Raw genomic sequence first — 21,163 nt, 5'->3', positions numbered from 1 at the left:
ATCAGTTCACCGGAGCGGGTGAACCCTTGGTGGGCGGGGTGTGCTTCGTCGGCTTGGCGGGCGCCTTGTGGGTCGCCGGCGGGGTCGCCTTGTGCGGGCTGGCGTGCTTGACCGGAGCCATTTTGGCCGGTGTCTTCACATGACCAGGGGCCGCTTTGCCAGCGACGGCCTTGGGCGCTGCAACGGCCGGTGCGGGCGCTTCGGCAGCGGGCGCCGGGGCGCTCGCAGGTGTCGCGTCCTTGGCTTGGGGCGTGACAGGTGCCGGGGCTGGCGCTGGTGTCGAGGCTGGCGCAGGGGTCGTTCCACCCCAGTGGAACAGGCGTTTGAAGAAGCCGGGCTTCTCCGGCTGAGCGTCAGCGGCCTTGCCTGGGGCTGCCGGTGCGGCGGGCTCGACCGCCTTCGGTGTGTCGGAAGACTTGCCCCAACCGCCGAACAGCTTGGAGAAGAACCCGCTCTCCCCTTTGGAAGCCGACGCCTTGGCAGCGCCAGCGGCAGCCGCTGCGGCGACCGGTGCGGCCTTGACCGGGTCGAAGGACTTGCCCGCCGCCAGGTCCTGCACCTGGCTGGCGGCGCGCTGGCCACTGCGCAGCGCGCCTTCCAGCGTGCCGGGGTAGAGCGCATCGGTGTGCTCGCCGGCGAAGGCGATACGCTGCACCGGACGCTCCCACAGTCGCCAGTACTTGCTGATCTGCCCAGGCCCGTACGCCAGGTAGGCACCGGCGGTGTTGGCGTCGGTGCTGTAGCGGCGCACTTCGTAGCCGCTGAACGCGCCACGTGCCTGCGGGTAGAAGGCATGGAAGCGGATCAGCACCTGGTCGACCATCTGCTTGTCACCGAAGGCCTGCAGCAGGCGTGCGTTGTCGCCCGACAGGTTGATGACCACGTTCGCACCGCCCTTGAGCGCCGGCTCGATCCAGAGCATGCCGAGCCCGGCGTTGCTGTAGATCTCACCCGACATGCGCGCGCGACTTTCCCACACCGGCTTCTTGAACTTCAGCAGCAACTGGTCGCGCCAGCCGTAGTTGGTCGCCTTGATCGCCGACACGTGCTGGTTGTCCAGCCCCGGCGTGACCTGGATCTTGGCCAGCGCGCGCAGTGGCACGGCCATGACCACGTAATCCGCCCGGTAGCCGACACCGCCAACCTTGACCGTGACGCCGTCCTTGTCCTGGCTGATCGCGCTGACCGGCGAGGTGGTCTTGAGGGTCTTGATCTGCTTGACGAACGCTTGGGCCAGCACCGGGCTGCCGCCGGGCAGGCGCGCGGCACGCAGGTCACGGTCGTTGACACCGCGGTAGACCCGCGCCTGCTGGGCGAAGTACAGCAGCGACAGGCGCGACGGCTCGTCGTAGCGGGTGCGGATCTGCTGGTTGATCAGCTGCCGCGCGGTGGCAGGCAGCTGCAGCTTGTCGAGCCAGCTGGACACGGTGATCTGGTCCAGGGCGAACAGAGTGCTGGTGGCCTTGGGGTCCAGGGGGTCGTCGATCGAGCGGGCCAGATCGTCCAGGGTCTTCTCGTAGCGCGTGATGGCGTCGGCCGTGGCCGGCTGCTTGACCGCCAGGTCGGCGCTGCTCACGTACTCGCCGTCGATCAGGTAGCCCGGCGTGCGGACGAATTCCGGCGCCGGCAGGGTCTGCAGCTTGAACCGCTCCAGGTAGTGGTTGAGCACTGGCTGGACCTTGTCCTTGCCGATCCACTCGCTGGTGGCCAGGCCCGAACGCCCGCCGACGCTGGGCTTGGCCTCGAGCACGGTCACCTGCCAGCCCTTGTCCTGCAGCTCGACGGCGGCGGCCAGGCCGGCCAGCCCGCCCCCGACCACGATCGCGGTCTTGTCCTGGGCCAGCGCAACGCTGCCCGACATGCCAATCACTAACAACGCGCACACGCGCAGCCAACCACCAGCCATCTTTGCTGAACTCCGGTTCAAGGGCGAGGAAGTCGAGGGCAGAACACCCTCTAGGGGAAGAGACTGGCGAAGAATACGCGAGGGCCATCATGCCTGCCAGCACGGCACGCCTCCGATCGCGCGATGATTGTGGGTTGTCCTGACGCGGCGCATTGCATAGGCTTGCCGCGCATGTCCGCGCCACCCGCCAGGAGAACGACCATGGGCCTCAATCAACAGTGGATGCAACGTGACCTCGAGGTCTTGTGGCATCCCTGCACGCAGATGAAAGACCACGAGCGGCTGCCGCTGATCCCCATCAGGCGCGGCGAGGGGGTGTGGCTGGAGGACTTCGAGGGCAAGCGCTACCTGGACGCCGTGAGCTCCTGGTGGGTCAATGTCTTCGGGCACGCCAACCCGCGCATCAACCAGCGCATCAAGGACCAGGTCGACCAGCTCGAGCACGTCATCCTGGCCGGTTTCAGTCACCAGCCGGTGATCGAACTGTCCGAGCGCCTGGTGGCGCTGACCCCGGCAGGCCTGGACCGGGTCTTCTACGCCGACAACGGCTCCTCGTGCATCGAGGTGGCGCTGAAGATGAGCTTCCACTACTGGCTCAACCGCGGCCAACCGGACAAGAAGCGCTTCGTCACCCTGAGCAACAGCTACCATGGCGAGACCATCGCCGCCATGTCGGTCGGCGACGTGCCGCTGTTCACCGAAACCTACAAGGCCCTGCTGCTCGACACGATCAAGGTGCCCAGCCCGGACTGCTACCTGCGGCCCGAGGGCATGAGCTGGGAGGAACACTCGCGCACCCTGTTCGCGGTCATGGAGCAGACCCTGGCCGAGCACCATGCCAGCATCGCCGCCGTGATCGTCGAGCCGCTGATCCAGGGGGCCGGTGGCATGCGCATGTACCACCCGGTGTACCTGCGTCTGCTGCGCGAGGCCTGTGACCGCTACGGCGTGCACCTGATCCATGACGAGATCGCCGTCGGTTTCGGCCGCACCGGGACGATGTTCGCCTGCGAGCAGGCCGGGATCCGCCCGGATTTCCTGTGCCTGTCCAAGGCCCTGACCGGCGGCTACCTGCCACTGGCCGCCTGCCTGACCACCAACGATGTCTACCAGGCCTTCTACGACGACTACCCGACGCTGCGCGCCTTCCTCCATTCGCACAGCTACACCGGCAACCCCCTGGCCTGCGCCGCCGCGCTGGCGACCCTGGACATCTTCGAGCAGGATCAGGTGATCGAGGCCAACAAGGCCCTGGCCACGCGCATGGCCAGCGCCACCGCGCACCTGGTCGATCATCCGCATGTCGCCGAGGTCCGCCAGACCGGCATGGCCCTGGCCATCGAGATGGTCCGCGACAAGGCCGGCAAGGTGGCCTACCCCTGGCAGGAGCGACGCGGCCTGAAGGTCTTCGAGCACGCCCTGACTCGCGGAGCCCTGCTGCGGCCGCTGGGCAGCGTGGTCTACTTCCTGCCCCCGTACGTGATCACGCCGGAGCAGATCGACTTCCTGGCCGAGGTGGCTACCGAAGGCATCGATCTGGCCACCCGCGAGCGGGTCAGCGTGAGCGTGCCCGAGGGCTTCCACCCCGACTTCCGAGACCCGGGCTGAGGCGTGCCCGGCGCGCCCCACCGACGATCCATCGGGCCTCCGGCCCCTTCACCCCTGTGAGCAGAGCCCCTTCATGAGAGTGTCCCGTTTCTTCATCGATGCCGCCTTGAGCCTTGGCGAACACGACCTGCCCGAAGCCCAGGCCCACTACATCGGCCGCGTGCTGCGTCTGGCAGCCGGTGATGCCGTGCAGTTGTTCGACGGCAGCGGCCAGGAATTTCGCGGCCAGCTGCTGGAGGTGGGCAAGAAAAGCGTGCGCGTGACCCTGGACCAGGTCTTGCCAGGCCAGCCCGAGTCGCCTCTGCATGTCCACCTGGGTCAGGGGCTGTCGCGGGGCGAGCGCATGGACTGGGCAATCCAGAAGGCCACCGAGCTGGGCGCCCACGAGATCACGCCGATCGTCAGCGAGCGCTGCGAAGTGCGCCTCAAGGACGAGCGCGCCGACAAGCGCATGGCCCACTGGCGGCAGGTGGCGATCAGCGCCTGCGAGCAGTGCGGTCGCTCCACGTTGCCGGTGATCCACCCGCCGATGCCCCTGACCGAGTGGATCACCCGCACCGAAGCCGATCTCAAGCTGGTCCTGCACCCGGTGGCCGAGCCCTGGAGCACCCACGAGCGCCCTGCCCGCCTGGCCTTCCTGATCGGGCCTGAAGGCGGCTTGAGCGACGCCGAGGTCGAGCAGGCCAAGGGCAAGGGGTTCCAGGCCGCACGCCTGGGGCCACGGGTCTTGCGCACCGAGACCGCGCCGGTGGTGGCGCTGGCGGTGGCGCAGCAGCTCTGGGGCGACTTCTGAGGCCAGGCAAGTCTGCGTGGGGCTCTACAGCACGAAGCCGAGTACCGCCACGAAGTGCATCAGGCTGCCGACGATGACGAACAGGTGCCAGATCCCGTGCCAGTGGCGGAAGCGCTTGTCGTAGGCGAAGAACAGGATGCCGATGGTGTAGAACGCGCCGCCGCCGGCGAGCCAGGCGAAGCCGGCACCACCCAGCGTGGCGAGCAGCGGCTTGACGGCCACTAGCACGATCCAGCCCATCAGCGCATAGATGATGATGGACAGCACCCGGGCTTCCGAGCGCGGCTTGATTTCCTGCAGCATGCCGATCACCGCCAGACCCCAGACCACGCCGAACAGGCTCCAGCCCCAGGGTCCGCGCAAGCTGACCAGGCAGAACGGCGTGTAGCTGCCGGCGATCAGCAGGTAGATCGACAGGTGATCGAGCTTGCGCAGGATGACTTTCGTGCGCCCGCGCGTACTGTGGTAGAGCGTCGAGACGCTGTAGAGCAACAGTAGCGTGGCGCCGTAGATGGAGACGCTGACGACCTTCCAGGGGTCGCCCTGCAGGCCCGCGCTCACGATCAGCCAGACGGCCCCCAGGCACGCCAGCAGGGCACCGACCAGGTGTGTCCAGGCATTGAAACGTTCACCGTAATACATGCCAGAACTGACCTTGGGGTGTGCATCGGGTTCCGTCGCGATGCCAGCGGCTTGGACGCTCAGAACCAGGGTTTCCAACGTTTTTGACTAACGCGAGGTGGACCACATCGCCGATCTGGCAGAGCGACTCATCCCCTGTGGGGCTTGCCCGCGATGGCGTCTACAGCCTCGCTGCATCGCCGACAGACAGAGCGCCGACCTACTCACCTTGCAGGGGCTGAACAGGCCCTATCGCTGGCAAGCCAGCTCTCACCCAGCCCGCATGAAACCTGCCGGCATGTATCCGCTCGGACACCACCCTGTGGGAGCGGGCTTGCCCGCGATAGCGTCGGCAGCCTTGCTGCATCGCCGACAGACAGAGCGCCGGCCTACTCACCTTGCAGGGGCTGAACAGGCCCTATCGCTGGCAAGCCAGCTTCCACCCAGCCCGCATGAAACCTGCCGGCATGTATCCGCTCGGACACCACCCTGTGGGGCTTGCCCGCGATGCAGGCGGTGATGGGCCGGACGCCATCGCGGGCAAGCCCCACAGGAGGGCTGCGCTTGCCTGCGTCGTGCCGATGAATCTGTGGGTGCAACCATGACCCTGTCTCGGGGCTTTTTCCAAAGACGTTGAAAGGCATGACGCTCAGAATCCGGCGTCGGCCACTCGCCGCTCCAGGGTCGGCAGATCCGGTACCCGCGCGACCACATCGCCCACCTGGACGGCCGCCAGTTCGAGCGGCGCCAGGGGCACGTCGACATAGTTGAGCTGACTGTCCAGCCGGCAGGAACGTGGCAGCCCCTGCAACAGGATCGCCAGGTGGCGCAGCCCGGTCTCCCCCAACGCGTTGAGGACCACCACCTTGGTCCACGCCCCCACCGGCGTGATGCCGCCGCAGGCCGCCTCGAAGCCGATCAGCGGCAGACGTTGCTGGCGCCAGGTCAGCCAGCCCAGGTGCCACTCGGTCCGGCCCTGTTCGAGCAGCTCGCCACGCTGGCCCAGCAGCTCGGCGACTGCCACGTTGGGCAGCACCAAGTGACGGTCGGCCAGGGGCAACAGCAGGCCGGTGAGGCTGCTGCGTTGTCCGGCGGCATGTTCAAGCATGGGGTGCACTCCACTGCGCGATGCTCTGCAGCAGCACCGACTCTTGATAAGGCTTGCCCAGGTACTCGTTGACACCGATGGCCATGGCGCGCTCGCGGTGCTTCTGGCCGGTGCGCGAGGTGATCATGATGATCGGCAGGTCGTGCAAGCGCGGGTCGCGGCGAATGCGCGTGGCCACCTCGAAGCCGTCCATGCGCGGCATCTCGATGTCCAGCAGCACCAGGTCCGGGCGCCGTTCGTCCAGGACCATCATGGCATCGATACCGTCCTTGGCCGTCAGCACCTGCATGCCATGGCGCTCCAGCAGGCGGGTGGTGACCTTGCGCACGGTCACCGAATCGTCGACCACCAGGATCAGCGGCGGTCGAGCGGCTTCGCCGAACGCGGGCGCCTGGGTATCGGGCAGGCGCGCACGGCGTCGCTGCTGGCCCTGCAACTGCCCCAGCAGGTCGAGAATCAGCACCACCCGGCCATCGCCCAGCAAGGTGGCCCCCGACAGCCCCGGCACGGCGGCGAATTGCGGGCCCAGGCTCTTGGTGACGATCTCGCGGCTGGGCGACAGGCTGTCGACCTGGATGGCGAAGGCCTGGTCGACCGAATGGACCAGCAGCACCGGCACCGGCATGCTCTGCCCGATCAGGCGCGGTTGCGGATTGCCTTGCAGCACATCGCCCAGGTAGCGCAGCTGATACTGCTGGCCGGCATAGGCATAGGACGGCGGCTGGCGCTGGTAGCAGGCTTCGAGTTCGGCAGGCGGCACCCGGACGATCCCTTCCAGGGTGTCCAAGGGGATCGCGTATTGCTCGTCATCCAGGTTGACCATCAGGGCCCGGTTCAGCGACACGGCGAACGGCAGGCGGATGGAGAAGGTCGCGCCCTTGCCCGGACTGGAGGCGATGCTCATCGAACCGCCCAGTTGCTTGACCTCCTCGTGGACCACGTCCATGCCCAGCCCGCGCCCGGAGATCTGGGTGATCCGTTCGGCCGTGGAGAACCCCGGACGCAGGATGAACTGCAGGATCTCGTGGTCGCTCAGGCGCGCCTGGGGGTCGAGCAGGCCGCGCTTGATCGCCTTGCGGCGCACGGCCTCGAGCGGCACCCCGGCGCCGTCGTCGCTCATCTCGATGACGATGTCGGCGCCTTCGTGCAGCAGGTTCAGCCAGATGCTGCCCTGGGCCGGCTTGCCCGCGGCCAGGCGCGCTTCGCGGCTTTCCAGGCCATGGTCCACGGCGTTGCGCAGCATGTGCTCGAGGGGCGCGACCATGCGCTCCAGGATGCTGCGGTCGAGTTCGCCTTCGGCGTTCTCCACCAGCAGCTCGACCTGCTTGCCCAGCTCGCTGGCGACCTGGCGCACCACCCGCTGCAAGCGCGGCACCAGCCGTTCGAACGGCACCATGCGGGTGCTCATCAGGCCCTCCTGCAACTGACTGTTGACCCGGGCCTGCTGGAGCAGCAACCCCTGGGCCGCCTGGGCCTTCTGGCTCAGCGTCTCCTTGAGGTCGAGCAGGTCCGAGGAGGCCTCGAACAAGGCCCGGGACAGTTGCTGCAGGTGCGAATGGCGGTCCATTTCCAGCGGGTCGAAGTCCTCGTAGGCATCGCCCTCGGTCGCCAGGCGGCCTAGCGGGCCCTGGGTCTCGCCGTCGAGCCTGAGCAACTGATCGCGCATGCGCTCGAGGGTGGTCTCCATTTCGTTCAAGGCCACCTGGGCATCGTTGATCTGCTGCTCGACGCGGCCACGCACGATGGCGTGTTCGCTGGCCAGGTTGCCCAGGTCGTCGAGCAGCTCGGCCGCCACCTTCACCGTGTCGCCGACCGCTCGCTCAGGGAGGGCGGCCGGCATCTCGGCCACGGCCAGTGGCACCGGCGTGCGGCGCGCGGCATTGTCGTTCAGGGCCGCGCTGCTGAAATTGCGAATGTGGTCGATCAGGGCCGTGGCCGCGTGCAGGGGCTGGCCGAGGCGTACCGCATCGAGCATGTGCGCCAGCCGGTCGTGGCAGGTCTGCAGCAGGCTGGACAGTGCCGGGCTGGGCGGCAACTGCCCGGCGGCCAGCCATTCGTAGAGAAATTCCAGCTCGTGGGCCAGGTCGCCGATGGCGCTGATCTGCACCATGCGCGCACCGCCCTTGAGCGTGTGCAGGTCGCGCAGCAGGTTGTCGACCTCCACCGTGTTGCGCGAATCGGCCTGCCAGCGTGACAGCGACGCACTGACGCTCTCGACGATGTCGGCGCTTTCCTCGAGAAAGACGTCCAGCAGTTCGTTGTCCCCGCGCCAGTGCGGGTCGGCGCTGGCGACAGGCCGGTTGTCCAGGCCCGAAGGGCGCTCGGCCTGACGGGACGGCTGCCGGTCGTCGTCGAGCGACAGCGTCGCCGGCGCCTGGCCCAGGTCGACCACACCGTGCTCGGGGCTGAGCAGCCCGGTCGATGCCGGGTCCAACGCCGCCTCGAGCAGCGCGCGCAAGGTCGCCACGCAGGCCGGCCTGGCCGTGACGTCCTGGCCGGCAGCCAGCTCGTCGAGCATGTCGATCAACGTCTCGTGCGCCTGCTGCGCATGCTCGAAGAACGAAACATCGGCCATCAGGCTGCCTTCTTCGACGGCGCCATACAGGTCGAGCACGGCTTCGCAGACTTCGTCGACCTGCCACAGATCGGCCTGGTGCGCGGCCTGGCCGAAGGCCGTCAGTTCATCGAGCAGGGTGTCCAGGGACTGGCGCACGCCAGGCTGCTCCCGCCAGCGCGACAGCACGGATTCGGCGTCGAGCAGGAGATCCATGCCCTGGGCGAGGAAACCGGCGATCACCTGGGGATCGCGACGCGGGCGCTGGGCCGGGCCGTCATGGGCCTGCGCTGTCAGCAGGCGCGCATCGACGCAGGCGCCGAGCCGTTCGATCAAGGCATCGGCGCCCGGCAGCGCGTTCAGAGGCTTGGACGGCAGCGCGTCCAGGCCGTGCACCAGCAGCCGATGCGCTTCCGCCAGCAGCGCCCGTTCGTCCTGCGTCACGGGCAACTGGTGGGCCTTGTACTCGCGCACCAGGCGGTCGAGTGCCGTGGCCAGTTCGGCGATCGGCAGGACACCGGCCATCGCGGCGCTGCCCTTGAGCGTGTGCAGCGCACGTTGCACGGCGTCGGTGACCGGGGTACCGGTCGGCTCGGTTGTTGCCAGGAAGTCGTCGAACACGTCGACGTGTTCGTGCGCCTCTTGAGCGAAGATGTCCAGCAGGCGCGGATCGAGCGACTCGGTCGCATGCGGCGCCTGCGCAGGGTCCAGCGCCAGGGCGTGCAGGTGCTCGGCCAGGTCGACCCAGGGCACCTGTGCAGACGTGTCTCCTGCGGCATACTCGCCCAGCAGGTCGGGCAAGGTCGCCAGCGCCTGCTGCAGCGCCGTTTGCGCCTCGCCGCTCAGGGCCGCACGCCCTTCCAGGGTACGGTTGAGCACGTGCTCGGCAGCCCAGGCCAGCTCGGCGATGGCCTGGGCCTGCACCATGCGGCCACTGCCCTTGAGGGTGTGCAGCAGGCGGCGCACCTCGACCAGCGCCGCGTGCGAATGGGCTTCGGCGCGCCAGCGCAACCAGTGCCGCTCCAGGGCCGGCAGCAGGGCCTGGGCTTCTTCGAGAAACACAGCGCGCAGTTCAGCGTCGACGCTGCGCTCGGCCAGGACAGACTCAGCGCTCGACGCACCCGGCACGATCCCCAGGTCGGCGAGACGCGCCTGGGCCCGCTCGAGGAAGCCGGCGATGTCGGCCTGGGGGTCGGCGACGCGCCATTGCACGCTGCATTCGGCGGCGCTCAAGGCTTCGGCGAAGGCGGCCATGGCCTCGGCGGGCGGCGTGGGAGCGGCCTGACGTCCGAGGCCGTCAAGGTAAGCGGCGCAGCCCTCCAGCACCTGGGCCAGCTCAGGCAGCATCAGCATGCGCAAGGCGCCCTGCGCCTGGCGCAGCAGGGCCGACGACAGGCACAGGTGCTCGTCCGTGGACACCTCGGTGAGGCCGTCGGCGAGCGCGTCCCTGACCTGCGCCAGGTTGACCAGGACCTCGCTCAGCACCTGCTGGCGAATCTGCGCCAGGTCAGTCCCCGGAAGCGCCAGCTGGCCGGTCTCCTCGAGCGTGCCGAGCATGCCGTGCAGGCTGGCTTCCACGTACAGCAGCGCACCGGCGACATCCATCAACACGGTGCCATCGTCGTTCAGGTCGCACTGGATCAGCCCTTGCAAGGCCAGCACCTGGTCGATGATCACCCGCCGCGGCTGCTGGAAGCCCAGCACCGCCAAGGTGTCGGCGACCTGCCGCAGCGGCGCGAGCAGTGCTTCCAGCGCCCCGTGCTGGTTCGCCTCGCGCGCCGACGCATCGAGGCGCTCCTTGATCCGCAGCAGGTCGCCACACAACGCTTCGACCACCGAGCGCAAGGCATCGTGGCCTTGCCCGGTCTGCAAGCGTTCCCGCCAGGCGCCCAATGACAGGTCCAGGTTGGCCAGGTCGTCGGCCCCGGCCAGGCGTTGCCCGGCCAGCTCGCCTTCGAACAGGCTGCCTGGGCTCAAGGCCTCGGCGCCGCGACAGGCGCGCAACTGATTGATCAAGGGCACGATCACCAGGGGCAGGTCGCGCCGTGCACTGCGCAGTCGCTCCAGGTAGATGGGCAAATGCTCGAGCGCCTTGAACAGGGCGCCGAGCACGTCGCCGCGCACACCGATCTGCCCCATGGCCAAGGCTTGGGCCAGCGCTTCGATCTCCAACGCCAGGTGCGCCGCCCCACGCAACTCGAGCATGTGCAGGCAGCCGTGCACCTGGTGAACGTGGTCGAGCAAGGCGCCCAGCACGTCGGGCTCGTGGGGCGCACCGGCGAACCGCTCGAGCGCCTGCCGCGCCTGTGCCAGGCAGTCACCGACGGCCTCGTGCGTCCACACCAGCGCGACCGCGTCATGGACGTCGCGTGGCACGGACGGGCGCTCTGGGCGGACGGTCATTGCGTGGACTCGGGCGCAGGCGTCGGTGCGGGCAACGTGAAGCCGGACACCGAACGACGCATCTGGCTGGCCATGCGCGCCAGGTGACGGATGCTGTCGGCAGTCGCGCCGGAACCGGCCGAGGTCTGGGCGGTGATCTGCTGGATGATCGCCATGGTGTGGGAGATCTGTCCGGCCGACGAGGTCTGCAACTGCGCCGCGTCGGAGATGCTGTGGATCAGCTCGGCCAAGGTCTGCGACACGCCTTCGATCTCGGCCAGCGCCACGCCGGCATCCTGGGCCAGGCGCGCGCCCCGGACCACTTCGGCAGTGGTCTGCTCCATGGAGATGACGGCCTCGTTGGTGTCGGTCTGGATCGCGCGAACCAGGGCTTCGATCTGCCGGGTCGCCGACGAGGAACGCTCGGCCAGGCGCTGCACCTCGTCGGCAACCACCGCGAACCCGCGTCCGGCCTCGCCGGCGAGCGAGGCCTGGATCGCCGCATTCAGGGCCAGGATGTTGGTCTGGTCGGCGATGTCGTCGATCAGGCTGACGATGTCGCCGATCTCCTGGGACGATTCGCCCAGCCGCTTGATGCGCCGTGCGGTGTCCTGGATCTGCTCGCGAATGTTGTCCATGCCCTCGATGGTGTTGTGCACCACCTCGTTACCCTTGTTGGCGATGGCCACCGAGCGTTCCGCTACCTTGGCCGACTCGTAGGCGTGGGCCGAGACCCGATCGATGGATTCGACCATGTCGCCCACCGCCAGGGAGGCCTCGCTGATCTGCTCGGCCTGGTGCTCCGAGGCCTTGGCCAACTGCCGTGCGGTGGTGTGCGTTTCCTGCACGGCGCTGGCCACCTGCTCGGCACTCTGGTTGATGGTCAGGACCAGGTCGCGCAACTGGTCGACCGAGTAGTTGATCGAGTCGGCGATCGCTCCGGTGAAGTCCTCGGTCACCGACACGGTCACGGTCAGGTCGCCATCGGCCAGTTCTTCGATCTCGTCCAGCAGGCGCATGATCGCCTGCTGGTTGCGTTCGTTCTTCTGTGCGGTATCGCGCAGCTGCCGCCGCGTGGTCCGCACCATGATCGAGGCGATCAGCAGGATCGAGGTCAGCGCCAGCAGGCCGAGGGCGTACCCGCCCAGCGTGTCCAGGGTCCGGCTGGCGACCAGGTGCTCGAAGCCGTTGGCCAGGTGCGACGCCTCGTCGAGCAGCGTCTGCGAGAGGCTGAAGATGCTGCCGGCGGCCTCGCGCACGTGGAACAGCCCGGGCGATGTCTCGAGGATCTCGTCGACCGAGCCGGCGACGAACTGGAACAGCTCGGCGATCTCGGCCAGCCGCGCGCGCGCATCGGCATCCTCGACCCGGGTCACCTGGATCGATGCGTCGCCGTTGAGCATCCCGTCCAGCACCTGCCCAAAGCGGCTGGCGTCGCGGCCGAAGGCATCGGCAGCCCGCGCGGACGTGTCGTCGCCGGCCAGCACGGTGTTGACCGAGCCGAGGATGCGCTCGGCCAGCAGCAGCTGTCGCTGGGCGACTGCCACCTGGCTGGCCGGAGCGCCACTTTGCAGCAGGATCTCGACCACCTTTTCATACTCGACCTGCAATTGCGGGACGGTTTCGGCCAACGTCGCCGCGACCTGGTGCAGCGACAGCACGGTCTGCTCGCTGGCCAGGATGGTATCGGTGTAGCCGCGCAAGGTCTCCCAGTCGCGCTGCACGGCGCGCATCTCGTCATGCACTTCGCGCGGTGCGGCCGGCAGGCCGGTGGTCTTGTCGCCGGCCTTCAGGTAGCTCCAGCGGCGCTCGAAGTCGTTGCGCGCATCGCTCAGCAGCTTGAAGGCCAGGACCTTGCCGGCCGCGGCCTCGGTGGCGTTCTTGGCGATGCGCTGGGACAGCACGCGCAGTTCGCCGGCATGCCCGATGTACTGCTTGTCGTAGGCCGACTGGGTGTTGAGGTGCGTGAAGTTGGCGAACAGCAGCACGATCGACAGGATCAGCACCCCGAACAGCACGGTGATCTGCACGCTGCTGCGCGGACGTGGGGAAATGACGGGAGTGGCAGGTGTGCTCACGGTACGAAGGTCCTCTACAGCGCCACGTCGAGAAAGCCGGGTGCCTGCGCCAGGGCATGTGGGCTGAACACGGCCCAGGTGCGTTGGGCCACGAAATGGCCACGGACATACGGTACGGCAGCGCGCAACAGCGGCTGTGGCACGGCCGCCTGCAGCGACGACGTGGGAAAGTGCTGAAGCCCTACCACTTCATCGACCAGCAGACCGGCGAACACCATCTCGTGGTCCAGGACCAGCACTCGGCGTTGCTTGCCAGGCGCCACGTGGCCCAGGCCGAGAAAACGGTTCAGGTCCATCACCGGCAACAGCCGGCCGCGCAGGTTGGCGATGCCGCGTACCCAGGGTTGTACGCCTGGGACACGGCTGCTGCGTGGTTCGTCGAGCACCTCGGCGATCTCGCCCATGGGGGCGACGAACCACTGCCCGGCGATGCGAAAGCCGATCCCGCTCCACTGCTCGGCGCGGCTGGCCTGGAACGGCTGCTCGGCGGCCACCAGGCGGCAGCGCCGGTCGATCTCCAGCAACAGCTCGAACGCCGTGGGCGCCGCATGGGGCTGGCGCGAGATCAACGTGGCAGCACGCCTTCGAGCACCTGGAGCAGGTCGTGTTCCTCGATCGGCTTGATCAGGTAGCTGCGTGCCCCCTGCCGCTGACTCCAGACCTTGTCGGTCTCCTGGTCCTTGGTGGTGACCATGATCACCGGGATGGCCTTGGTCTCGGCATCCTTGCTCAACTGCCGGGTCGCCTGGAAGCCGTTCATGCCGGGCATGACGATGTCCATCAGCACGGCGTCGGGTTTTTCCTGACGCGCCAGGGCCACGCCATCGGCGCCATTGTCGGCCTTGAGCACCTGATGCCCGTGACGCTCGAGCATCGCGGTCAGCTTGTACATTTCCGTCGGTGAGTCGTCGACGATCAGAACTCGAGCCATGCTGTGTCCCCTGGGAGAAATCGGTACCGCCATCTTATGCGACATCAGCAGGCGTGTCGTTCCTGACCGGCGACGAAACCGGGTACGTGGGCCTTGATCGCGTCGAGCAGTTCGTCACGGCTGAACGGCTTGGTCAGGAACCGGTCGGCGCCCACCACCTTGCCCCGCGCCTTGTCGAACAGCCCGTCGCGGGAGGACAGCAGGATCACCGGGGTATCCTTGAAGGTGCTGTTGTGCTTGATCACCGCACAGGTCTGGTAGCCGTCCAGGCGCGGCATCAGCACGTCGACGAAGATGACGTCGGGCGTCTGCTCGACGATCTTGGCCAGGGCCTCGAATCCGTCGCTGGCGGTGACCACGTCACAGCCGGCTTCACCCAGCAGGATCTGGGCGGTGCGACGGATGGTGCTGGAATCGTCGATCACCATCACCTTCAGCGGATGTTCCATGGCGTGGACCTCGGGTGTCGCGGGGCTGGGCGGGGCTGCAAGCTGCAAGCTGCAAGCTGCAAGCTGCAAGCTGCAAGCTGCAAGCTGCAAGCTGCAAGCTGCAAGCTGCAAGCTGCAAGCTGCAAGCTGCAAGCTGCAAGCTGCAAGTAGCAAGTAGCAAGTAGCAAGTAGGGAGCGTGCGCGGTTGGGGCGGGGGAGTCAACGAAAATGGCGGCGCTGGGCGAGTCGTTCCCCCCGGCACAACCTCCTCTGCCACGATCATCCTCAATTTTGCACGGTTGGCACTCACGACGCCGATCCGCTTGCCGCTTGCCGCTTGCCGCTTGCCACTGACGACTTGCCGCTCTCCCCTTGACCCGCCGTGCACTCGGCGCCACCCTGAGCGACTTTCAATCGAATCACCGCGGCCTCGCCGCCAAGAGGAATTCCCCATGAGCGTTCGCCTCGGGATTGTCATGGACCCCATTGCGGGCATCTCGTACAAGAAGGACAGCTCGCTGGCCATGCTGCTGGCCGCCCAGGCGCGCGGCTGGTCGCTGTTCTACATGGAACAGCGCGACCTGTACCTGGGCGCCGGCCAGGCGCGGGCGCAGATGCGTCCGCTCACGGTCTTCGCCGATCCGGCACGCTGGTTCGAGCTGGGCGAGGAGCAGGACAGCCCGCTGGCCGAGCTGAACGTGATCCTGATGCGCAAGGATCCGCCCTTCGACATGGAGTTCGTCTACAGCACCTACCTGCTCGAACAGGCCGAAGCCGAAGGCGTGCTGGTGGTCAACCGTCCGCAGAGCCTGCGCGACTGCAACGAGAAGCTGTTCGCCACCCGTTTCCCCCAGTGCATGGCGCCCACCGTGGTCAGCCGCCGTGCCGACATCCTGCGCGAATTCGCCAGCACCCACGGCGACGTCATCCTCAAGCCGTTGGACGGCATGGGCGGCGCTTCGGTGTTCCGTCACCGTCCGGGTGACCCGAACCTGTCGGTGATCCTCGAGACCCTGACCCAGCACGGTCAGCAGCAGATCATGGCGCAGGCCTACCTGCCGCAGATCGTCGACGGCGACAAGCGCATCCTGATGATCGATGGCGAACCGGTGCCCTACTGCCTGGCACGCATTCCGGCCAAGGGCGAGACCCGCGGCAACCTGGCGGCCGGCGGCCGGGGCGAGGTACGCGAACTGACCGAGCGCGACCGCTGGATCGCCGCCCAGGTCGGCCCGACCCTGCGCGAGAAAGGCCTGTGGTTCGTCGGCCTGGACGTGATCGGCGACTACCTCACCGAGATCAACGTCACCAGCCCGACCTGCATCCGCGAGATCGACGCCGCGCAGGACACCCGGATCGGCGCCCGCCTGATGGACACCATCGAGCGCCAGCTCAAGGCGCGTTGATCACTGACGCCAGGCGCGCCGACAGAGTGCGGTATCATGCCGGTCTTCTTTCCTGACCGGCGTGCCCGCCCTGGCGCCGCCGGCTTTCGCGGTTCGCTGGATGCCCGATGACGTTGCCTGCCGACATTCCCGATACCCTGCGCTCAGCCCGCCGACGCCCAAGCGGCCGGCTGGGCCTCACCGTGGCCCTGGCGGCCCTGATACACCTCGGTCTGATCCTGGGCCTGGGCTTTTCCTACGACGTGCCCAAGGAGGTCCGACGCTCCATGGACATCACGCTCGCCATCTTCAAGAGCGAGAAGGCGCCGGACAAGGCCGACTACCAGGCGCAGGACAACCAGCAGGGCAGCGGCACGCTGGACAAGAAGGCCGTGCCGACCACCACCGAGGTCGCGCCGTTCCAGGACAGCAAGGTCAACAAGGTGGCGCCGCCGCCGGTCGCCAAACCTCCGGTCCCGGCGCCCCCCAAGCCGGAAAAGACCGCCGTGGCCACGCGCACGCCCAAGCCGGAGAAGGCGGTCAGCCAGCCCAAGGCCACCCCACCCAAACCCACGCCCGAGCCTGCCGCGCCCGAGTTCGACAGCTCGCAGCTGTCCAGCCAGATCGCCAGCCTGGAGGCGGAGCTGTCCCATGAACAGCAGCTATACGCCAAGCGGCCGCGCATCCACCGACTCAACGCCGCCTCGACCCTGCGCGACAAGGGCGCCTGGTACAAGGAAGAGTGGCGCAAGAAGGTCGAGCGCATCGGCAACCTGAACTACCCCGACGAGGCGCGCCGCCAGCAGATCTACGGCAGCCTGCGGATGATGGTGTCGATCAACCGGGACGGTTCGTTGTACGAAGTGCTGGTGCTCGAATCGTCCGGCCAGCCCCTGCTGGACCAGGCAGCCCAGCGGATCGTCAGGCTGGCAGCGCCCTTCGCGCCCTTCACCGGCGACCTGGCCGAGTTCGACCGGCTGGAGATCATCCGTACCTGGCGCTTCGCGCGGGGGGATCGGTTGTCCAGCAATTGAGGGGCAAGAGGCAAGTGGCGTTGGGCGAGGGTTCTTCGAAACGTCCAAGATCCAGTATCGATTGTGCGAATTGACGGCCCCACCGTCTCCCAGCCAAGCATACGGGCTCAGCCACATCGCGGCTTGTCGCTTGCAACTTGCCGCTCACAACCTGCCACTCACCCCTTGTAACGCCCCGCCCCACACGCCACCTTGCGGCCCGCCCCGCCTGGCGCCACACTATCGAACATGAAAAACCATACCCCCAGCTACCTCAAGCATCAGTTCCTGATCGCCATGCCCCACATGAGCGACCCGAACTTCGCCCATACGCTGACCTACATCGTCGAGCACAATGCCAACGGTGCGATGGGGTTGGTGGTCAATCGTCCGCAGGAACTGAGCCTGGCCGACATCCTCGAGCAGCTGCGTCCCGACGAAGAACCTTCGCCGGGCTGCCTGCACGTGCCCATCTACCAGGGCGGGCCGGTACAGACCGAGCGAGGTTTCGTGCTGCACAGCCAGGATGCCGGCTATGAGGGCACCGTCGAGCTGCAGGGCGTCTCGCTGTCGACCTCCCAGGACGTGCTGTTCGCCATCGCCGAGGGCACCGGCCCTCGGCAGAGCCTGATCACCCTGGGCTACGCAGGCTGGGAAGCCGGTCAACTGGAGGCCGAACTGGCCGACAACGCCTGGCTGAACTGCCCGTTCGACCCGCGCATCCTGTTCGACACCCGCAGCGACGAGCGTCTGGCCGCTGCGGCCAGCAGTCTCGGGATCGACCTGAATTTGCTGACCCGCCAGGCAGGTCACGCCTGATGGCCGGGTTGCGTCTGCTGCTGGGTTTCGACTACGGCACCAAGCAGATCGGCGTGGCGGTCGGCCAGGTGGTCACCGGTCAAGCCCGTGAGCTGTGCACCTTGAAGGCCCAGAACGGTGTCCCGGACTGGACCCAGGTCGAGCGCCTGGTCGCCGAATGGAAACCCGACGCGATCGTGGTCGGGCTGCCCCTGAACATGGACGGCACGCCCAGCGACATGAGCGCGCGCGCCGAGAAGTTCGCCCGGCGCCTGAATGGCCGTTTCAACCTGCCGGTGCACACCCATGACGAGCGCCTGACCACCTTCGAGGCCAAGGGCGAGCGCCTGGCCCGGGGCGGCCAGCGTGGCAGCTATCGCGACAACCCCGTGGACGCCATCGCCGCGGCCTTGCTGTTGCAAGGCTGGCTGGACGCCAACGCCGGACAATGATTCGACATCGGTTTCAGGCCGGGGCCGCCCGGCTTCTTGAGGAGCAAGCATGAGCCTACCCAATCCCGCCGACCTGGTTCGGCAGATGGCCGTGGACCTGCGCGCGCACCTGACGCGCCGCGCCATCGACACGCCCCGCTTCATCGGCATCCACACCGGAGGCGTCTGGGTCGCCCAGGCCCTGCAGGCCGAGCTGGGCGATGACAGCCCCCTGGGCACGCTCGACGTGTCGTTCTACCGCGACGATTTCAGCCAGAACGGCCTGCACCCTCAGGTACGCCCGTCGGCGCTGCCGTTCGAGATCGAGGGCCAGCACCTGGTGCTGGTGGACGACGTGCTGATGAGCGGCCGCACCATTCGCGCCGCGCTCAACGAACTGTTCGACTATGGCCGCCCTGCCAGCGTCACCCTGGTCTGCCTGCTCGACCTCGAGGCCGGCGAGCTGCCGATCCGCCCCGACGTGCTCGGCGCCACGCTGTCGCTGGACGCCCACGAACGGGTAAAATTGTCCGGCCCCACGCCGCTCGCCCTCGAGCGCCAGGACCTCGTCCCTGCCACCGCCCCTTGAGAACCTCGCGATGACGCCACTCGACGCCAAGCGCCCGCTGCAGCTCACCGATCAGGGCCAGCTGCGCCATTTCCTTTCGCTCGACGGCCTGCCCCGTGAGCTGCTGACCGAAATCCTCGACACCGCCGACTCCTTCCTCGAGGTCGGCGCGCGTGCCGTCAAGAAGGTCCCGCTGCTGCGCGGCAAGACGGTCTGCAACGTGTTCTTCGAGAACTCCACGCGCACCCGCACCACCTTCGAGCTGGCCGCCCAGCGGTTGTCGGCCGACGTGATCAGCCTGAACGTCTCGACCTCCTCGACCAGCAAGGGCGAGACGCTGTTCGACACCCTGCGCAACCTCGAGGCCATGGCTGCCGACATGTTCGTGGTGCGGCACTCCGACTCGGGCGCTGCCCACTTCATCGCGGAACACGTCTGTCCGGACGTGGCGGTGATCAACGGTGGCGACGGCCGTCACGCGCACCCGACCCAGGGCATGCTCGACATGCTCACCATCCGCCGCCACAAAGGCAGCTTCGAAAACCTCTCGGTGGCCATCGTCGGCGACATCCTGCATTCGCGCGTCGCCCGCTCCAACATGCTGGCGCTCAAGGCCCTGGGCTGCCCGGACATCCGCGTGATCGGCCCCAAGACGCTGCTGCCGATCGGCATCGAGCAATACGGCGTCAAGGTCTATACGGACTTGTCCGAGGGATTGAAGGACGTCGACGTGGTGATCATGCTGCGCCTGCAGCGCGAACGCATGGCCGGCGGCCTGCTGCCCAGCGAGGGCGAATTCTATCGCCTGTTCGGCCTGACCACTGCGCGCCTGGCCGTGGCCAAGCCGGATGCCATCGTCATGCACCCGGGGCCGATCAACCGGGGCGTGGAGATCGAGTCGGCGGTGGCCGACGGGGCTCACTCGGTCATTCTCAACCAGGTCACCTACGGCATCGCCGTGCGCATGGCGGTGCTGTCCATGGCCATGAGCGGGCAGACCGCGCAACGTCAATTCGCTCAGGAGAACGCCCTGTGAGCATCAGCATTCTTGGCGCGCGGGTCATCGACCCCCACAGCGGGCTGGACGAGATCACCGACCTGCACCTGGACCAGGGCAAGGTGCTGGCGATCGGTCAGGCGCCTGCCGGGTTCGAAGCGCAACGGATCATCCAGGCCCAGGGCCTGGTGGCCGCGCCCGGCCTGGTCGACCTCGACGTGGCCCTGCGTGAGCCGGGCTACAGCCGCAAGGGCAGTATCGCCAGCGAAACCCGCGCAGCGGTCGCCGGCGGCGTCACCAGCCTGTGCTGCCCGCCGCAGACCAAGCCGGTGCTGGACACCTCGGCGGTGACCGAGCTGATCCTCGACCGTGCCCGGGACGCCGGCCACAGCAAGGTCTTCCCGATCGGCGCGTTGACCAAGGGCCTGGAAGGCGAGCAACTGGCCGAACTGGTCGCCCTGCGCGACGCCGGGTGCGTGGCCTTCGGCAACGGCCTGACCAGCATCGGCAACAACCGGACCCTGGCACGCGCGCTGGAGTACGCCGCGACCTTCGACCTGACCGTGATCTTCCACTCCCAGGACCGCGACCTGGCCCAGGGCGGGCTGGCCCACGAAGGGCCGATGGCCAGCTTCCTCGGCCTGCCGGGCATTCCCGAAACGGCCGAGACCGTGGCCTTGGCGCGCAACCTGCTGCTGGTCGAGCAGACCGGCGTGCGGGCGCACTTCACGCAGATCACCAGCGCCCGTGGCGCACGGTTGATCGCCCAGGCCCAGGCCCTCGGCCTGCCGGTGACCGCCGACGTGGCGCTGTACCAGCTGATCCTGACCGACGAGGCGCTGCGCGACTTCTCAAGCCTGTACCACGTCCAGCCACCGCTGCGCACCGCCGCGGACCGCGACGGCCTGCGCGAGGCGGTGAAGTCGGGGGTGATCCAGGCGATCTCCAGCCACCACCAGCCTCACGAGCGCGACGCCAAGCTGGCCCCGTTCGGTGCCACCGAGCCGGGCATCAGCAGCGTCGACATCCTGCTGCCGCTGGCCATGACCCTGGTCGAGGACGGCCTGCTGGACCTGCCGACGTTGCTGGCCCGCCTGACCCAAGGCCCGGCCGAGGCCCTGCGCCTGTCGGCGGGTGCGTTGAAAGTGGGCGCGGCGGCCGACTTGGTGCTCTTCGATCCCAAGGCCTCCACCGTCGCGGGCGAGCACTGGCATTCGAAGGGGCAGAACTGCCCGTTCATCGGGCATTGCCTGCCGGGGGCGGTTCGCTACACGTTGGTCGATGGGCGGGTGTGTCACGAGGGGTGAGCGGGTATTGCTCAGGGCAGTAGCGACGTTGCGAGTCTGGGGCCGCTTGGCGGCCCATCGCGGCACGCCCCCCCCACAGGGCACCGCGGCTGCCTGCACCACAGCGGTGGGTGAGCGGCCCCTGCCGGGGCGCCGGACCGGCCGCGATTGGGCCCGCAGGGCCCACACGCCAGCCACCCTCTCTCCACAGCCAGGCCACTTGTAGCTCGTAGCTTGTAGCTTGCAGCCTCCAGCCCGTCCCCCCCACCACTCGTC

17 protein-coding genes are annotated in these 21,163 nt (G+C 67.9%); 9 read left to right on the top strand and 8 right to left on the bottom strand.

What is annotated here, in order from left to right; all coding sequences use genetic code 11:
• Window position 1: 1 nt before the first annotated feature.
• Entirely contained in the window at window positions 2-1,906 is a 1,905-nt protein-coding gene (locus tag G7007_RS14195; RefSeq protein WP_181102651.1) for a flavin monoamine oxidase family protein, read from the bottom strand.
• A gap of 201 nt (window positions 1,907-2,107) precedes the next feature.
• Here G7007_RS14195 and G7007_RS14190 point away from each other — a divergent pair, with 201 nt between their 5' ends.
• Together G7007_RS14190 and G7007_RS14185 are read left to right on the top strand one after the other, a co-directional pair.
• The gene (locus G7007_RS14190; RefSeq protein WP_181102650.1) at window positions 2,108-3,514 is read left to right on the top strand and encodes an adenosylmethionine--8-amino-7-oxononanoate transaminase; all 1,407 of its coding nucleotides are present in this window, start codon (window positions 2,108-2,110) and stop codon (window positions 3,512-3,514) included.
• A gap of 73 nt (window positions 3,515-3,587) precedes the next feature.
• On the top strand, window positions 3,588-4,307 hold the full coding sequence (locus tag G7007_RS14185) for a 16S rRNA (uracil(1498)-N(3))-methyltransferase (RefSeq protein WP_181102649.1): 720 nt from the start codon (window positions 3,588-3,590) through the stop codon (window positions 4,305-4,307).
• Between the two features lie 24 nt (window positions 4,308-4,331).
• On the opposite strand, the gene trhA is transcribed toward G7007_RS14185, so the two are convergent.
• The 7 genes from trhA to G7007_RS14150 all read right to left on the bottom strand — a co-directional run bounded on the left by trhA (window position 4,332) and on the right by G7007_RS14150 (window position 14,430).
• Window positions 4,332-4,949: a PAQR family membrane homeostasis protein TrhA gene (gene trhA, locus G7007_RS14180; protein ID WP_181102648.1), complete on the bottom strand. Its 618-nt coding sequence runs from the start codon at window positions 4,947-4,949 to the stop codon at window positions 4,332-4,334.
• Window positions 4,950-5,577: 628 nt separating this feature from the next.
• A complete protein-coding gene (locus G7007_RS14175) occupies window positions 5,578-6,036 on the bottom strand; it encodes a chemotaxis protein CheW (protein ID WP_181102647.1) in 459 nt (152 codons plus the stop codon).
• On the bottom strand, window positions 6,029-10,993 hold the full coding sequence (locus tag G7007_RS14170) for a hybrid sensor histidine kinase/response regulator (RefSeq protein ID WP_181102646.1): 4,965 nt from the start codon (window positions 10,991-10,993) through the stop codon (window positions 6,029-6,031). Before G7007_RS14170 ends, G7007_RS14175 begins: the two co-directional genes overlap by 8 nt.
• The gene (locus G7007_RS14165; RefSeq protein ID WP_181102645.1) at window positions 10,990-13,050 is read right to left on the bottom strand and encodes a methyl-accepting chemotaxis protein; all 2,061 of its coding nucleotides are present in this window, start codon (window positions 13,048-13,050) and stop codon (window positions 10,990-10,992) included. The genes G7007_RS14170 and G7007_RS14165 overlap by 4 nt, the downstream gene beginning before the upstream one ends.
• A gap of 14 nt (window positions 13,051-13,064) precedes the next feature.
• Window positions 13,065-13,619: a chemotaxis protein CheW gene (locus tag G7007_RS14160; protein ID WP_181102644.1), complete on the bottom strand. Its 555-nt coding sequence runs from the start codon at window positions 13,617-13,619 to the stop codon at window positions 13,065-13,067.
• Complete coding sequence (pilH, locus tag G7007_RS14155; RefSeq protein WP_181102642.1) at window positions 13,616-13,981, bottom strand: twitching motility response regulator PilH; 366 nt, start codon at window positions 13,979-13,981, stop codon at window positions 13,616-13,618. Before pilH ends, G7007_RS14160 begins: the two co-directional genes overlap by 4 nt.
• Before the next feature lie 44 nt (window positions 13,982-14,025).
• Window positions 14,026-14,430 carry a response regulator gene (locus G7007_RS14150; RefSeq protein WP_181102640.1) on the bottom strand — a complete coding sequence of 135 codons (405 nt, stop codon included), beginning with the start codon at window positions 14,428-14,430 and terminating at the stop codon, window positions 14,026-14,028.
• Between the two features lie 431 nt (window positions 14,431-14,861).
• Here G7007_RS14150 and gshB point away from each other — a divergent pair, with 431 nt between their 5' ends.
• The 7 genes from gshB to G7007_RS14115 all read left to right on the top strand — a co-directional run bounded on the left by gshB (window position 14,862) and on the right by G7007_RS14115 (window position 20,908).
• Window positions 14,862-15,815: a glutathione synthase gene (gshB, locus tag G7007_RS14145; RefSeq protein WP_181102638.1), complete on the top strand. Its 954-nt coding sequence runs from the start codon at window positions 14,862-14,864 to the stop codon at window positions 15,813-15,815.
• A 107-nt stretch (window positions 15,816-15,922) separates the two neighbouring features.
• Window positions 15,923-16,828 carry an energy transducer TonB gene (locus tag G7007_RS14140; protein ID WP_181102636.1) on the top strand — a complete coding sequence of 302 codons (906 nt, stop codon included), beginning with the start codon at window positions 15,923-15,925 and terminating at the stop codon, window positions 16,826-16,828.
• Window positions 16,829-17,056: 228 nt separating this feature from the next.
• Window positions 17,057-17,626 (top strand): YqgE/AlgH family protein, encoded by a 570-nt coding sequence (locus G7007_RS14135; protein WP_181102634.1) that lies wholly within the window; start codon window positions 17,057-17,059, stop codon window positions 17,624-17,626.
• Entirely contained in the window at window positions 17,626-18,057 is a 432-nt protein-coding gene (gene ruvX, locus G7007_RS14130; protein ID WP_181102632.1) for a Holliday junction resolvase RuvX, read from the top strand. The genes G7007_RS14135 and ruvX overlap by 1 nt, the downstream gene beginning before the upstream one ends.
• A gap of 49 nt (window positions 18,058-18,106) precedes the next feature.
• Window positions 18,107-18,625: a bifunctional pyr operon transcriptional regulator/uracil phosphoribosyltransferase PyrR gene (gene pyrR / locus G7007_RS14125; RefSeq protein ID WP_181102630.1), complete on the top strand. Its 519-nt coding sequence runs from the start codon at window positions 18,107-18,109 to the stop codon at window positions 18,623-18,625.
• A 10-nt stretch (window positions 18,626-18,635) separates the two neighbouring features.
• Window positions 18,636-19,640, top strand: a complete 1,005-nt coding sequence (locus tag G7007_RS14120) for an aspartate carbamoyltransferase catalytic subunit (protein WP_181102628.1) — start codon at window positions 18,636-18,638, stop codon at window positions 19,638-19,640.
• Window positions 19,637-20,908: a dihydroorotase gene (locus G7007_RS14115; protein ID WP_181102626.1), complete on the top strand. Its 1,272-nt coding sequence runs from the start codon at window positions 19,637-19,639 to the stop codon at window positions 20,906-20,908. The genes G7007_RS14120 and G7007_RS14115 overlap by 4 nt, the downstream gene beginning before the upstream one ends.
• The last annotated feature ends 255 nt before the right edge of the window (window positions 20,909-21,163 follow it).

The sequence above is a fragment of the Pseudomonas entomophila genome (assembly GCF_013523125.1).
Classification (GTDB): Bacteria; Pseudomonadota; Gammaproteobacteria; order Pseudomonadales; family Pseudomonadaceae; genus Aquipseudomonas; species Aquipseudomonas entomophila_B.
Note: the sequence above shows the minus strand (reverse complement) of the source record. Positions and strands in the feature narration are given on the sequence as shown.

Excerpts from the sequence above, each read along its gene's own strand:
- G7007_RS14120 (WP_181102628.1), top strand. The coding sequence starts at position 18,636 with ATGACGCCACTCGACGCCAAGCGCCCGCTGCAGCTCACCGATCAGGGC.
- G7007_RS14170 (WP_181102646.1), bottom strand. The coding sequence starts at position 10,993 with ATGACCGTCCGCCCAGAGCGCCCGTCCGTGCCACGCGACGTCCATGAC.
- G7007_RS14175 (WP_181102647.1), bottom strand. The coding sequence starts at position 6,036 with ATGCTTGAACATGCCGCCGGACAACGCAGCAGCCTCACCGGCCTGCTG.
- trhA (WP_181102648.1), bottom strand. The coding sequence starts at position 4,949 with ATGTATTACGGTGAACGTTTCAATGCCTGGACACACCTGGTCGGTGCC.
- G7007_RS14135 (WP_181102634.1), top strand. The coding sequence starts at position 17,057 with ATGAAAAACCATACCCCCAGCTACCTCAAGCATCAGTTCCTGATCGCC.
- G7007_RS14150 (WP_181102640.1), bottom strand. The coding sequence starts at position 14,430 with ATGGAACATCCGCTGAAGGTGATGGTGATCGACGATTCCAGCACCATC.
- G7007_RS14140 (WP_181102636.1), top strand. The coding sequence starts at position 15,923 with ATGACGTTGCCTGCCGACATTCCCGATACCCTGCGCTCAGCCCGCCGA.
- G7007_RS14195 (WP_181102651.1), bottom strand. The coding sequence starts at position 1,906 with ATGGCTGGTGGTTGGCTGCGCGTGTGCGCGTTGTTAGTGATTGGCATG.
- pyrR (WP_181102630.1), top strand. The coding sequence starts at position 18,107 with ATGAGCCTACCCAATCCCGCCGACCTGGTTCGGCAGATGGCCGTGGAC.
- ruvX (WP_181102632.1), top strand. The coding sequence starts at position 17,626 with ATGGCCGGGTTGCGTCTGCTGCTGGGTTTCGACTACGGCACCAAGCAG.
- G7007_RS14185 (WP_181102649.1), top strand. The coding sequence starts at position 3,588 with ATGAGAGTGTCCCGTTTCTTCATCGATGCCGCCTTGAGCCTTGGCGAA.
- G7007_RS14190 (WP_181102650.1), top strand. The coding sequence starts at position 2,108 with ATGGGCCTCAATCAACAGTGGATGCAACGTGACCTCGAGGTCTTGTGG.
- gshB (WP_181102638.1), top strand. The coding sequence starts at position 14,862 with ATGAGCGTTCGCCTCGGGATTGTCATGGACCCCATTGCGGGCATCTCG.
- pilH (WP_181102642.1), bottom strand. The coding sequence starts at position 13,981 with ATGGCTCGAGTTCTGATCGTCGACGACTCACCGACGGAAATGTACAAG.